At 40.4% G+C, this 14,559-nt stretch carries 12 protein-coding genes; 8 read left to right on the forward strand and 4 right to left on the reverse strand.

Translation table 11 applies throughout. The features are described 5' to 3' along the window. Positions 1–21: 21 nt before the first annotated feature. From nudC to AAEU29_RS01885, 7 genes are all read left to right on the forward strand, one after another. Positions 22–942: an NAD(+) diphosphatase gene (gene nudC / locus AAEU29_RS01855; RefSeq protein ID WP_421971822.1), complete on the forward strand. Its 921-nt coding sequence runs from the start codon at positions 22–24 to the stop codon at positions 940–942. Between the two features lie 71 nt (positions 943–1,013). Further along, entirely contained in the window at positions 1,014–2,189 is a 1,176-nt protein-coding gene (locus AAEU29_RS01860) for a cystathionine beta-lyase (RefSeq protein ID WP_421971823.1), read from the forward strand. Positions 2,190–2,198: 9 nt separating this feature from the next. Beyond that, positions 2,199–3,020: an ABC transporter permease subunit gene (locus AAEU29_RS01865; RefSeq protein ID WP_421971824.1), complete on the forward strand. Its 822-nt coding sequence runs from the start codon at positions 2,199–2,201 to the stop codon at positions 3,018–3,020. A 2-nt stretch (positions 3,021–3,022) separates the two neighbouring features. Next, the gene (locus AAEU29_RS01870) at positions 3,023–3,910 is read left to right on the forward strand and encodes an ABC transporter ATP-binding protein (RefSeq protein WP_421971825.1); all 888 of its coding nucleotides are present in this window, start codon (positions 3,023–3,025) and stop codon (positions 3,908–3,910) included. Continuing rightward, the gene (locus tag AAEU29_RS01875) at positions 3,876–4,892 is read left to right on the forward strand and encodes an aminoglycoside phosphotransferase family protein (protein ID WP_421971826.1); all 1,017 of its coding nucleotides are present in this window, start codon (positions 3,876–3,878) and stop codon (positions 4,890–4,892) included. Before AAEU29_RS01870 ends, AAEU29_RS01875 begins: the two co-directional genes overlap by 35 nt. Positions 4,893–4,909: 17 nt before the next feature. Then, a complete protein-coding gene (locus tag AAEU29_RS01880; RefSeq protein WP_372769169.1) occupies positions 4,910–5,287 on the forward strand; it encodes a PH domain-containing protein in 378 nt (125 codons plus the stop codon). A 13-nt stretch (positions 5,288–5,300) separates the two neighbouring features. Beyond that, on the forward strand, positions 5,301–6,056 hold the full coding sequence (locus tag AAEU29_RS01885) for a putative porin (protein WP_421971827.1): 756 nt from the start codon (positions 5,301–5,303) through the stop codon (positions 6,054–6,056). A 226-nt stretch (positions 6,057–6,282) separates the two neighbouring features. On the opposite strand, the gene AAEU29_RS01890 is transcribed toward AAEU29_RS01885, so the two are convergent. Then, positions 6,283–8,112 (reverse strand): M2 family metallopeptidase, encoded by a 1,830-nt coding sequence (locus AAEU29_RS01890; RefSeq protein WP_421971828.1) that lies wholly within the window; start codon positions 8,110–8,112, stop codon positions 6,283–6,285. A 145-nt stretch (positions 8,113–8,257) separates the two neighbouring features. On the opposite strand from AAEU29_RS01890, the gene AAEU29_RS01895 reads away from it, so the two are divergent. Further along, positions 8,258–10,507: an acyl-CoA dehydrogenase gene (locus tag AAEU29_RS01895; RefSeq protein ID WP_421971829.1), complete on the forward strand. Its 2,250-nt coding sequence runs from the start codon at positions 8,258–8,260 to the stop codon at positions 10,505–10,507. Positions 10,508–10,568: 61 nt separating this feature from the next. Here the strand turns inward: AAEU29_RS01895 and AAEU29_RS01900 are convergent, their stop codons facing one another. The 3 genes from AAEU29_RS01900 to AAEU29_RS01910 all read right to left on the reverse strand — a co-directional run bounded on the left by AAEU29_RS01900 (position 10,569) and on the right by AAEU29_RS01910 (position 14,557). Further along, on the reverse strand, positions 10,569–11,006 hold the full coding sequence (locus tag AAEU29_RS01900; RefSeq protein ID WP_421971830.1) for a hypothetical protein: 438 nt from the start codon (positions 11,004–11,006) through the stop codon (positions 10,569–10,571). 96 nt (positions 11,007–11,102) lie between these two features. Continuing rightward, positions 11,103–12,071: a cysteine synthase A gene (gene cysK, locus AAEU29_RS01905; RefSeq protein ID WP_421971831.1), complete on the reverse strand. Its 969-nt coding sequence runs from the start codon at positions 12,069–12,071 to the stop codon at positions 11,103–11,105. 140 nt (positions 12,072–12,211) lie between these two features. Beyond that, entirely contained in the window at positions 12,212–14,557 is a 2,346-nt protein-coding gene (locus AAEU29_RS01910; RefSeq protein WP_421971832.1) for a carbohydrate binding family 9 domain-containing protein, read from the reverse strand. Positions 14,558–14,559 lie beyond the last annotated feature (2 nt).

A 14,559-nucleotide genomic window follows, 5' to 3' on the forward strand; every position in this document is an offset into this window, starting at 1 on the left:
ACTAAATTCAATAAATTAGCTATGCAAAACCTGCCTTTTAGTCAAATGCCGCTGGCACGTTGTTCGCGTGAGCGCAGCAAACCCGAATTTATCAAAACTCAACTTAATCGTGTTGATGCAAAAGTATTGCTCTTTTATCAAGACAATATGCTCTCAACAAGTCATTTGGATGATTTGCTATGGTTAAGTGTGGAACATGTTTCTCAAATTTTAGGTCGCAAACCACACCTATTTTTAGGGCTTGATAATGAAACGCCTTACTTTGCCATGGAAATTTCTCAGCAGGAGTTACAACTGGATGAGCTAAGTTGTTATCAAACTTTGCCTTTTAGAACTCAACTTGCAAGTTTCCCTGCAACAAGTGTTGCGATTGCGGGTTATGCTAAAACCTTACTGCACTGGCATAAAACTCACGTGTATTGTGGCCGCTGTGGCAGAGAGAATATATCATTTGAAGGTGGCTACTCACGAAAGTGTACTAATAAACAATGTGGTCATATCACCTTTCCTCGTCACGATCCTGCGGTGATTATGATAGTGAAAAAAGTGTTTGATGATGGCATTGAACGCTGTTTGCTTGGCCGTCAAGCGTCGTGGCCAACTGGCAATTACTCTGCGCTTGCTGGGTTTGTGGATGCCGGTGAAACTCTTGAAGAGGCGGTTATTCGTGAAGTAAAAGAAGAGTCAGGCGTTGACGTGCATGAGGTTGAATACATTGCATCGCAACCTTGGCCTTTTCCCAGTTCCGTGATGATAGGCTTTATTGCAACGGCTAGCAGCGCAGACATTGATATTGGTGAAGATGAATTAGAAGATGCACGCTGGTTTAGTCGCGATGAATTAGCCGAATTTGGTGAGTGGGGCGATGAAACTAGCACCTTTAAAAAGCCACGCTTTAGTTCGATTAGCCGCTTTTTATTAGAGCATTGGATTAACTCATAACAAATTTGATTTGATTAGACGTCTAAAAGTCTATTTAATATTTGCAACAGAACCAAGAGTAGATTTGATAAATGAAAGCTAATACCCAAATTATTCACGCAGGTCGTAAAACAAAATATACCCAAGGCGTGGTGAATCCGGTCGTTCAGCGCGCTTCAACCATTGTGTTTGACTCTGTTGCGCAAATGAAAGAAAACACTGCAAAACGCGGCGAACAAGTACTATTTTATGGGCGTCGTGGCACGCATACTCACTTTGCCCTGCAAGATGCTATTGCTGAGCTTGAACAAGGCGCAGGTTGTGCGTTATTTCCAAGTGGTGCGGCAGCGGTAAGTAACGCTATTTTGTCGTTTGTAAAAACCGGTGACCATATTTTAATGGTGGATACGGCGTACGAACCAACGCGCGATTTTTGTGACAAAATTTTAGCCAATATGGGCGTAAGTACGACTTACTATGACCCGATGATTGGTGAAGGCATAGTCGAGCTTATTCAAGACAATACGGTACTGTTATTTTTAGAAGCACCCGGTTCCATTACCATGGAAGTGCAAGATGTACCGCTACTTACCAAAATTGCTAAAGCACATGATTTATTAGTGTTTATTGATAACACCTACGGCAATGGTTATTTTTTCAAACCACTTACACATGGTGTAGATGTATCCATTCAAGCGGCAACCAAATACATCGTTGGTCACTCAGATGTGATGATGGGCGTTGCGATTGCAAATGAAGCCTGTTGGGAGCAATTACGTGAAAATGCGTATTTAATGGGGCAATGTACTTCTGCTGATGATGCCTATTTAGCGCTGCGTGGCTTGCGAACCATGCCAGTGCGTTTAAAACAGCATGAGCAAGCAGCGTTAGAAATTGCAAATTGGTTAAAAGACCACCCACTTGTGGATCATGTGCGTCACCCAATGCTTGATTCATGCCCTGGTTCAGAAGTCTTTAAGCGAGATTTTAGTGGTAGTACAGGGCTTTTCAGTTTTGTTTTAAAAGAGGGTAATCAAGCCGCGATTACCGCGTTATTAGACGGTATGAGCCATTTTAAAATGGGCTATTCATGGGGTGGTTTTGAAAGTTTAATTACGGTTACAAGTAGTTTTAATCGTATTCGTACAGTGACTCAGTGGCCATACGCAGGACCTTTAGTGCGAATTCATGTTGGACTTGAAGACGTAGAAGATCTTAAACTGGACTTAAAAGCAGGACTAGAACGTTTCCAAGCACAATTAAAATAAAGGAATTTTATGGTTTCAACTAGCTTTCACCGTGTAATTGCATTTGCACAATTTGAATTTTCACGGTTTTTATTTTCTAAAAGAGGGCTAGTTGCCATTATTAGCTACCTTGCAATCTGGGCACTTATTCTGACCAATGTGGTGGCAAAGGGAGCAGCATTTTTCAAAAATCCCCAGTTTGAGCGTTTTATTGCACAGATACTCGGCGAAGTGGGGCTTGAAAATTTATCAAATTGGCCGGTACCCGAGCTCATTGTGTTTTGGTTAGTTGCGGTGCTTACCTTTCCTTTTTTTGCGATGTTTTCTTCTGCCGATCAACTTTGTGGCGATAAAGCGCGCGGCACCATTCGATTTTTATTACTGCGAGCAAAACGAGAAGATTTATTGCTAGGTCGCTTTTTAGGGCAAGTCATGGTGGTAAGTTCGTTTATCTTACTTGCGTTATTTGCCAGCAATTTTTTGATTGTATGGAACGACAGTACGCAATTAACGGCAGCACTAAATTTAAGTAGCGGCATTTTTATCGATTTGGTGTTTGTTGTGTTACCGATGATCGCCTTTATGCTGTTACTGAATGTCTATTCTACTTCATCTAAACAAGCGATAGTGCATTGTCTGTTATTGCTTACCTTGGGCAGTATTATTATTGGTTTACTAGCCGATTATGTGTGGCAAGGTCTTGAGTTATTAAGTTATTTATTACCTAACGCTAATTTGTTTAACACCTTGTCACTAACTGCCAGTAAAGCAGATCAGTATTTACTTCCTTTAGCGCAGACTGTGGCCTACGGTGCATTAACCTTTACTTTATTTAAGAAGCAAGGGGTATAACCATGATTGAACTTAAAAATGTAAGTAAGCATTTTGCTTCAAATAAGGTATTGGTTGATGTTTCGATGACCATTCCAAGTGGCGAACCAGTTGCAATTATTGGTCCTAATGGAGCAGGTAAAACCACGCTTTTTAGCTTAATTTCAGGGTTTATTTCACCGAGTAGCGGTGAAGTACTGTTTGATGGCAAGGCGATACCACATAGTGAGCAATTTGGAAAACTAGCTGTGCTGCCGCAAGATGCACAGCTTGATCCGCGCTTTACCATTGAAAAGCAATTGGCATTTTTTGCCACACTTCAAGGTTTTACTAAAAATGATGGCATAGCTGAGGTTGCACGTGTACTTGGACTCGTTGGTTTACTTGAACATAAAATCAAAAAGCCTCAAGAGCTTTCTCATGGTATGCGAAAGCGTGCGTGTATTGCACAATCACTGATTGGTAACCCATCTTTTGTATTACTTGATGAGGCCACCGCGGGCCTTGACCCGGTGCATGCCAAAGAAGTCCGAGAGCTTATAGCAAGCTTGAGTAAAGATATTACCTTTATTCTAAGCTCACACGATTTAGCAGAGCTTGAACGCTTGTGCCAACGTGTATTTGTGTTTGAATCGGGCAGTTTGAAACAATACTCAGGTGATAGTGATACTACTTCACAGGCCTATTTAACACTGAGATTGAAACAACATTTAGATAATTTAGACAACGTGATTACTAAGCTTAATGGCTTAAGACACATAAAAATAACCCAATCACGTGAATACCTAATTGAATATGATGCCAGTGTCACTGACTTTGATATTCAATTACTGCAATGTTTACATCAACAGAGCATTGCATATCAGCAAATTTATAATGGAAAAACACTTGAAAACCAGCTATTTGATTAAAAACTTCAATGCATTAGATTTACCAACAGAACCAAGTTATGAGCTTGCCTGTGCTATTTGCGACTTTACCAATGAAAGTCACTGGCAGCCGCTGATAGAACAAATCTGTGAAAATAATGACTTAGCACTTACAGTGTTACAGCGTGCAAGCTCAGGTGAAAATCCAACGTTTGTACTTGAAAGTGCGAGCAAGCAAACGTTCTACATTAAATTTATTGCGCCGAATTGGCTTTTTCAATATCACCATGAGAAAGAAGCACTTAATGTATGCGACGCGGCAACACTTCCGATTGCGACACCTAAATTGATTGCACATGGTGAAATTAACAATTGGGGTTACATTGTCACTGAAGGGCTGGAAGGTCAGTTGCTCTCAGATGTGTATAACGAACTTACACTTGAAGAACAAAAATCGATTGCTGATCAGCTAGGGCGTTTTTGTTTGCAAATGCACAGTATCCCTATGGAAAAGTCGAGCGTATTGTACAAAGGCTGGCAAAAATTTATTGATGAGCAATACCACAATAGCTACGCCCGCCGAAAGCGACAAGGCTTACGAGCAGACTTTTTAGCCGATTTTATCCCTTATATTTCACATACGCCTTACAAAGCACCTGAAACAACTAATTTATACCTTGTTCATAGTGACTTACACCCAGGGAATTTACTGGTAAAACGTACTGATAAAGGAATATTTCTCTCAGGTGTGATTGATTTTGGTGATGCACTTATCTGTAATGAACCTTTGTTTGAACTTACCACCGTGGGTTTATTAATTGCAAAAGGGAAATCAGAAATTTTTCATCAATTTTTAGAAAGTTATTTGTATCAAGTCGACGACAAACGTGCTTTTTTAAACACATTAATGACACTGACATTGTTGCGACACACTGGTAATTTAAATTATCTCATCGAGTATGTGCCGGGTGTGAAACAATGTACAAACTGGCAAGATGCCGAACAGTATCTTTTCCCGTTATAACAGCAAAGGAGCTAACCATGGGACTTTTATCTGGTTTATTGGGTAATGCAAGCGAAGTAAATAGCGAAGAAGTAGAGCGTTTTATAGATTCAGCGCTTATAGACGGTGAGCAAATCGAAAAAGCCTATAAGGTGATCCGCGATGTGATGGTGTTTACAAATAAACGCCTTATTTTAGTAGACCGTCAAGGTGTCCGTGGCAGCAAAGCGGAAGTTTTATCTATCCCTTACGGTAAAATCACTAAATTTAGCAAAGAGTCAGCAGGCACGTTTGATCTCGATGCGGAATTAAAGATCTGGTTAGGCTCAGAGCCAAATCCGCTAACTAAAGAATTCAAAGCGGGTGATGATATTGATCAGGTCTACAAAATTTTAAGTCAGTACACATTAGGATAGTGCAACACACAATATGAAAAAATTAATTTTATCTTCTTTATTTCTCGTTTCAGCTGGCGTAAATGCTGCTAGTTATCAATCGTTTAACGAGTTTAATTATGTAAATGCCGATAACTACGATGGTTTTGCATTGAGCAGCCATTATTTCTTTAAACCACAAGCTATGATAGGTGTGTTAGATGAGTTTGGTTATTTAAATACCGATACTAATTTGTATGGTTCAATTAATAACTTCTACGATGATAATGCTTACAATATTGGTGGTGAATATTTCTTAGAGAATAATGTTTTTATTACCGCAGATGTGGCTAAACAAGGCGACTTTGATGCCTTTAGCGTTGGCGCTGGTTTTTTACTGAATGATGATTTTAAAGTAAGTGCCCGTTACAGTGATACTGATAACGCAGACGGCGAAGTATTTGCGCGTGCTGAATACAATCATCAAATCAACCGCATTGATTACCTTGCGTTTAGTTTTGATACTGAGGTAGACCTAGATAGCTGGGAGTTGGCGTCTCGCTATTTTATGGCACTTAATAGCGCGCAGCATTTAGCAGTTGATGCTTCAGTGACTGAAACTGGAAATGATTTAGTAACGCGGGTGTTTGGTACCTACTATTTAAACCAAGCAATCTCTGCGGGTGTTGGTGTTAATGATGGCAAGTTTGAAGTAAAAGCGAAATATTATACGGACGCCAATTTTGCCTTTTCAATTAGCTATCAAGATATTGATGAAGCTCTTGTTTTTGCTGTTTACGGCCAGTTCTAAAACTATTTAAACAATAAAAAAACCGCTGAATTTCAGCGGTTTTTTTGTTTAAGCTAAGTTATACCAATTCACTTAAATAGCTGATCATCCTAGCGGGCTAAATATCATGCTAACTGCGTTAAAATTTATCAATGTAGAACAACTACATAAGAAAAATTCCGCCTTGTTACCATTTCATTTATCCAGCGCTATCCCTGATCACATACTTAACAGAGTTGGTATTAGATTACCAACCGCACTGGCGGCCTTTGTTTTGCTCATCTAAGTATTTTTGTAATGGTGCAAAGTAATCAAGAATTGCTGTTGCATCCATTTCTGGTTTACCCGTTACGCTTGCAAGCGCTTCTTGCCATGGACGGCTAGAACCCATTTTCAGCATCGTATCTAAACGCTCACCTGCTTCTTTTGAGTTATAAACGCTACAACGGTGAATAGACTCTTTGCTGCCTGCGATTTCACATAATGCGCGGTGGAATTCAAATTGTAGAATATGCGCTAAGAAATAACGCGTATAAGGTGTGTTACCTGGTACGTGGTATTTCGCGCCTGGATCAAAGTGTTCTTCAGTACGAGCCACAGGAGCCGCAACACCTTGATACTTTTCACGCAGTTCCCACCATGCTTGGTTGTAGTTCTCTGGTGTTACTTCACCTGAGAATACTTTCCAGCGCCATTGGTCAACAAGTAGGCCAAATGGGATAAATGCAATTTTATCCATTGCCATTTTCATTAGAAGACCGATATCTTTTGATTCATCCGGTACTTCATCAAGTAAACCGATTTCTTTTAAGTAACCAGGTGTTACAGAAAGGGCGATAGTGTCACCAATTGCTTCGTGGAAGCCATCGTTAGCACTTTCTTGATAGTAAATTGGTTGCGTGTTGTAAGCGCGCTGGTAGAAGTTGTGGCCCAGTTCGTGGTGAATTACCGAGAATTCTTCACCAGTACGTTGGATACACATCTTAATACGTAAGTCGTCTTTGCTATCTAAGTTCCAAGCTGATGCGTGACATTGCACGTCGCGATCTTGTGGCTTAGTAAACAGTGAACGCTCGTAGAATGTCTCAGGTAATGGTGCAAAGCCCATAGATGTAAAGAATTTCTCAGCACCGCGCACCATTTTTAGTTCGTCGTAGTTGTGCTTAGCAAGTAGTTCAGTTACATCGTAACCTGGATCAGCATTTGCAGGTGCAACCACATCGTAGATATTACCCCACGTTTGTGCCCACATATTACCAAGTAAGTGTGCTGGAATTGGCTTGTCTTGTGGTACTTTATCTTCACCATATTTTTCGCCCAGTTTTGCGCGAACATGACAGTGTAGTGAGTTATAAAGTGGCTTAACTTGACCCCAAATACGATCTAGCTCTTTTGCAAAATCATCAGCTGGCATATCGTATTTACTACGCCACATTGCACCTGTATCTGCATAGCCAAGCTCGTTAGCACCTTGGTTGGTTAATTTAACTTGTTGCTCGTAAAGTGGACGCATTGGTTTAGCAACTTCACGCCAGCCAGTCCAAATATCAAGTAATTCGTCGTAATCACGGCTTGTTGCCATGGTTGCTGTCATATCGCCAAGGCTTAAACACTTACCGTCTTCTTTACAGTACTTACCTTTACCATAAAGGCCGCCAAGTTCAGCAACGATTTTTGAAAGCTCAGCTGTTTTAGCCGGATCTTGTGGTGCAGGCAGCGTTAGTGCCAGCTTAAGTTTATCAAGTTTACGGCGGCTATCTTCGTCTAGGTCTAATTTATCAAACTTAGACGCTTCATTTGCTAAACGAACTACAGCAGCTGTCATCTTTTCGTTTGCTGCTGCTGATAGGCCCGAAGTATCGTGAGTGATAAAGTTTGCGTAAATCCACTCAGCACGGCTAACTTCGTTATAAAGCGCCATTAATTCTGTTTCAGTATTCGCTAAAAACGCTTTTGCGTCTTGAGCTGTTACTTGTTGTGTTGCAGTTGATTTTTCTGAATTATTTGCATTACAGCCAGTTAACGCGACGGCTGATGCTACCAAAATTGCTGGTAGTGAGAGTTTAAATGGTGTCATTTTATTATCTTCCTTAGCTGGATGGCTTTGCGCCAATCTTCGCCATAATAGCAGGGCTATAAAACTGGGTAAACGTAGTTAGACTTTTTCGCGGATATGTCCATACTTGAATAAGAGTCAAATAAAGTCCAGGTAAGGTTTTAGAATGTTGATTTTTATAATAATTGTTTTTGCTATTGCAGCGATATTTGGAATTCGTGCAAACCGCCTTAGATTTGTAACAAAACCTGTTTTTAATTACTTCAAAAAAGCCTTGCCACCGCTTTCAGATACTGAGCGTCAAGCTATGGAAGCCGGGGATATTTGGTGGGATGGTGAGCTATTTTCTGGGCGACCAAATTGGCAAACATTTAGAAGTTATCCAAGCCCCAAACTCAGCCACGAAGAGCAAGCATTTATTGATAATCAAGTAACCACATTATTAGATATGTTGGACGATCATCAAATTGTTTCAGAGCGCGATTTACCAAAAGCGGTTTGGCAATATTTAAAAAAAGAGGGCTTCTTTGCTTTAATCGTGCCGAAAAGCCATGGCGGACATGGTTTTTCGGCCTATGCTAACTCCACAATTGTGAGCAAAATTGCGTGTTCTAGTTTATCAGCTGCGGTCACCGTGATGGTGCCAAACAGTTTGGGGCCTGCGGAATTACTTGCTCATTACGGCACTAAAGAGCAACAAGATTTTTGGCTACCAAAACTGGCAACGGGAGAAGAAGTTCCCTGTTTTGCATTAACCGCATTAGATGCAGGCTCTGACGCCGGTGCGATACAAGATTATGGTGTGGTGTGTAAAAAACGTTATAAAAATAAAATGACGTTGGGCATAAAACTCAATTGGCAAAAACGTTATATTACGCTTGCTCCGATTGCAACGGTGATAGGGCTTGCGTTCAAACTTTATGATCCGGATGGATTATTGGGCGATAAAGAGGATTTAGGTATTTGCTGTGCACTTATTCCTGCCAAAACCAAGGGTGTTACAAGTGGTAAACGTCATGACCCGATGGGCATGGCATTTATGAATGGTCCAACGACAGGTGAAGATGTATTTGTTCCACTTGATGCATTAATTGGTGGTGAGGACTTTATTGGCAAAGGCTGGCGAATGTTAGTTGAATGCTTAAGCGCAGGGCGGGGGATTTCCTTACCTGCACTGGCAACTGCTACTGCGCATTTAACCACACGCACAACCAGTGCTTATGCATTAATTCGCAAGCAATTTGGTTTACCCATCGCGCATTTTGAAGGTGTCGCAGAAAGCCTTGCGCATATAGCTGCAATGAGTTATCTCACTGAATCTACACGGCGCATGACCACAACGGCGCTTGATCTCAATTTAAGCCCTGCAGTGGTAACAGCAATAACTAAATATCACCTTACCGAACTTGGTCGAGATATTATTAACCGCGGTTTTGATATCCAAGCAGGTAAAGCAGTGCAAAATGGGCCAAGTAATAGCTTAGCAAGTGCTTATAAAGGTACACCTGTGTCCATTACTGTTGAGGGTGCAAATATTCTGACACGTTGCTTAATGATCTTTGGCCAAGGTGCAACGCGCTGCCATCCGTTTATTTTAAAAGAGATGGAAGCTGTGGCATTGGAGGATGAGCAAACGGGTTTAAGTCAGTTTGATAATTACTTGTGCAAACACATAGTGCATACCATGGGTAATTTTGCTTTTAGTTTTTTCCATTCGCTCACCTGTAATTGGTTTGTGCCAAAGGTAAGTGCTGGTCCGGTTGCGCATTATTATCAAACGTTATCAAAGCTCAGTGCGTCTTTTGCGTTTTGTTCTGATTATGCGATGTTGCTATTAGGTGGTTCGTTAAAGCGTAAAGAAGCTACCTCGGCGCGCCTTGGGGATATTTTGAGTCAGCTTTATTTAGCAAGTAGTGTGCTAAAACGTTATGAAGACGATGGCAGGCAAGTTTCAGATTTACCTTTTGTGACTTACGCTATTGACCATTGTTTGTATGAAATTGGGCAGGCATTTGAGGCATTTTTTGCCAATATAACACTTGGAAAGCTTATTCGTATTACAGTTTTCCCATGGGGAAATCCTTACAAAAAGCCAAGTGATGTTACGTTGAACAAAGTGGTAAACAGTTTGAGTAAAAACACAGTTATGCGCGAGCGCTTGTGTAACCTTTGTCATATTAAGGCTGGTAGTGACATTGATAATATGGAACGCTTATTGGTGCTCTTGGCAGAGCAAAAAGATTTAATTTCTCGCTTTGAAAAAGCCATGAAACAAGCACGCTTTGATATTAAATTTAACCGTTTAACAGCTATCACTTCATTAGATGATTTTAGCGAAGAAGACGTAGCCTGTTTAACTGAATATGAAACGTTAAGGCAAGCAGTAATAAATGTGGATGAGTTTGACGAGCTTTAGTGAATGCGCAAGGGGCTGATGATGTAAGAATGGATCAGCCCTTATTAAATTTTTACTTTGTTTAACGAGCGTAAGGGTCGTCCAGTACTTTTTCGATATACCAAGCACCTTTCACTTTAACTAACTGAATTTGGCGCATATCTGCAACTTTGTTGCCGTTATGCTTACCATGTAAAATAACATTTAATGTTGCGGTATCGCCAAAGCGTTTTCGCACGCTGCGGCTGCCATGGTCAATCTCAATTTCTACTTCGTCGAAGCGCATATTTAAGACATTGCGGGCAAATTGTTTTGTTGAACCATATGATTTAATTACACGGCCATATTTTGGGATAGATGCATTAACAGCTTTATTAATATCATCTTCTAATAAAATCGCGTAAAAGAATTCTGATGCTTTATATTCAGGAGAGTCGTTATCAGCCTTGATTTCAGGGGCCTCTTCTGAGCAAGCCGCAAGAGCGAAAATAAAAAGTGATATAAAGATTTTGCGAAACATAAGCCTAATTGTAGTTTTTGTATTTAGGCTAAGTGTGGAATGATTTTAACAGGATGTAAAGTGCGAAGCGGTGCTTCGCACTTTTAGCAAAGATAATTACTGAACGAGTTCTTGCTCTGTGAACTCTTCAGCAAATAATGGGCTCGTTAAATAACGCTCTGCTGAACTTGGAAGAATAACAACAATCTTCTTGTCTTTATTCTCAGGTAGTTCAGCAATACGCTTAGCTGCAACTACAGCTGCACCTGAAGAGATACCTGCTAAAATACCTTCTTCTTTCATTAGGCGGTGCGCCATTGCAATTGCGTCTTCGTTTGATACTTGCTCAACGCCATCAATCATTTCAACGTCTAAGTTGCCAGGGATGAAACCAGCACCAATACCTTGGATTTTATGTGGGCCTGGCTTTAATTCTTCGCCTGCAATTTTTTGGCTAATAACTGGCGAATCAACTGGCTCAACAGCAATTGATTTAACATCTAGGCCTTTTTCTAATTTTAAGAAACGGCTAGTACCTGTGATAGTACCACCTGTACCAACACCTGCTACGAAGAAATCTAAATCACCGTCAGTTGCTTCGAAAATTTCAGGACCTGTTGTTTCAAAGTGAATTTTTGGGTTCGCTGGGTTTTCGAACTGTTGTAATAGGATGAATTTCTCAGGTGCACTTTGCTGAATTTCTTGTGCTTTTTCAATAGCACCTTTCATACCTTTAGCACCTTCAGTAAGTACTAAATTTGCACCTAGTGCTTTTAATAACTTACGACGTTCAAGGCTCATTGTGTTTGGCATTGTAAGCGTTAGCTTGTAACCGCGTGAAGCAGCAACAAATGCAAGTGCAATACCAGTGTTACCAGACGTTGGCTCAATAAGTTCTTTGTCTTTTGTCAATTCACCTGATTTCTCAGCTTCCCAAATCATTGACGCGCCAATACGACACTTAACGCTGAAGCTTGGGTTACGCGCTTCGATTTTAGCGTAAACATTACCAGAAGTTACGCGGTTTAATTTAACCAGAGGTGTGTTACCAATGCTAAGTGAATTGTCTGCAAAAATATTACTCATTGTGTGTATCCCTAAATGTTCGGATTCATTTAGGCTAAGCATACTGCCTAATGGCAAAAACAAAAGGAAAGTTTGGCTATAATATATATCCCTTTTTTGCATAAAAAAGGGAGTACGCGCTCCCTTAATACTATTTACTGTTAAAGCATCCAAGCATAAGACATTTTTAAAAATACCGAGCGGTCGGTTTTTTCAATTTTAGTTAAATCATCATCCTGATAGCCATTGTCTGAATAGCCAGCAAAAAACACCGTTTGCGGATTTACTTTATAAGAGTAAAGTAATTGAGTTGAAAAGCCTTTGTAATTGGCTGTTACTTCATCGATGTAATTATCTTGGTTTCGCTCAATATCGCGATATATAACGGCAAGCCTTACAAAACTGCGCGTATTAAATTGATAACTTAGACGAGCATCCGTGAGATTGGCAGTAAATAAGTCATCGCCCGCAGCATCCATAGTTTCAAATGTATGACGAAAACGCAGTTCTAAATGACGGTTTAAATTTACATTAATCACCGGCTGAATACGGGTTTTGTCACCTAGGCGGTTATTGGCAAGGTCAATATGATTGCCTGTATTTGCATAAAGCGACGCAAATACGCCTGAGAGTGGTTTAAACTCTAAATACATACCAATTAAATTTTCATTGAATAGGGTTGTATTACCATCAATGGCTAAATTTGCTTTGTTATGACGCAGGCCAACACGGTCGCGCTGCATTAACTCAAATTGAATAAAGCTCTGTAATGGGCCATTAAGTGACAATTCGCCTTGCACTTCTTTTTCTAACAGTTCGCCGTTGTCATTATGACTGATATCCCAATCACCATAAAACTCAATACGATTATACCAATCGACATCTTGCTCGCCGTACCATCTATAGCGACCACCAGTAACAAATTTATTGAAATCGATTTGATTCATAAAACCTAAGTCACCACGAAAATCTTTTCCTAAATTGTCGTAGCGTGCAAATAGGCTCCAGTATTTTTCGTTATGCTCATAACTTAATTTATAAGCAATATCGTTAATTGCATCTTCAGCACTTACACGAAGGTACTGCTCGTTAATATCACAATCTGCTAAGCCATCGCATTGCGTGGTCGCTTGCTCTTTACAATCAGCAAGGCTATCAGCATCACAAATGCTTTCTCTAAATTCATCAGAATATTTTGTTTGTGAGAAGGCAACTTGAGCAATAAAGGTATCGTTTTCAGTTAAACGGTATTTGCTATCGAGTGATGATAAGTAGTTGTAATAATCATCAGCACTACGCGCTGTGGTGGTCGCAGCCATTGAAAAGTCATTGGTAAAATCATAGCGATAACGCGCCGCTAAATTGTTACTTTTACTTTCTAGCGAGACAATGGTTGACCCTAAATTACCAGGAATAATCACATTACTTTGATTGTCATTAGCCATGAATGCACCGAATGTGTGGCCTTCAAGGCTGCCTGTGAGTTTTACCCCTGCATCTGGCTCTGCCACATTGCGGGTGTAAATTATATTCCAAGGTGTTGAAAAGTAATCGGTGTTTTCTAAAAAGAAAGCACGCTTTTCAGGAAAAAAGAGAGTGAAACTATTGTTTATGCCGAGTTGAGCGACATCCGCTTCAACTTGTGAAAAGTCAGGGTTTAATGTTGCAGTAAGGGTAACTTCAGGTGTGATACCCCATTTAACATCAAGACCAGGCTCTAGCGAATTATCCGCTTGCCAATCTTCCATTGGATTAGTTGATACATCGCGGCTTTCACTTCGACCTGCCACCACAGTTGGAACCAGTGTTAAGTTATTGCCTTGTTTTGCTTGTTCAAAGCCAGAAACTGTTTGCATTTGGCAAACCCAACAACTGTTAGCGTGGTCGATGTTAATGGATGAAATACGCAGGCGCTCATTGCGCGGTAAAAACCGAACAAATTCCATCGCCATATCTTTACGTTGTTGACCCTGTTCAAAGTTCAATATGCGAAATGGGATTGATACTTCTACAACATAACCCGTATCGGTAATTTGACCCGCACTGTGCCAAATACCATCCCATGCATCGCTTTCATGGCCTGTCAGTGCATCTTCAATAGAGTCCATTTGCACGCCAAGGGGATTAATAAAAAACTGATAGGCAAGTTTTTCGTTGTTATATGAATCGATTTTTAAACCAACTAAGTCATCACTCCAGTTTTTGTCTCTATCTCGATAAAAAGCGCGGATTTGTTCTGGTTTAGAGTCAGATACCACAAATGCAACATTGAGTGACTCGCCATTTTCATAAACTAATGCATAGGCCTTCTCATCGGCTGTGACATTTTCGTAGGGCCAAGTGATGTTATCAATATTTATTCGTTTAGCTTGTTGCCAAAACGTTTCACTAAGTTGACCGTCAACGTTTGGGGTTTCTGAGATAAAAGGAATTGATAAAGTGGAGTCTGTTTTAGCAATTAAGGGTGTTGATAAAAGGGCTGCACACAGTACTAGCTGTTTTTTCATGA

The organism is Pseudoalteromonas aquimarina (assembly GCF_049257255.1).
Classification (GTDB): Bacteria; Pseudomonadota; Gammaproteobacteria; order Enterobacterales; family Alteromonadaceae; genus Pseudoalteromonas.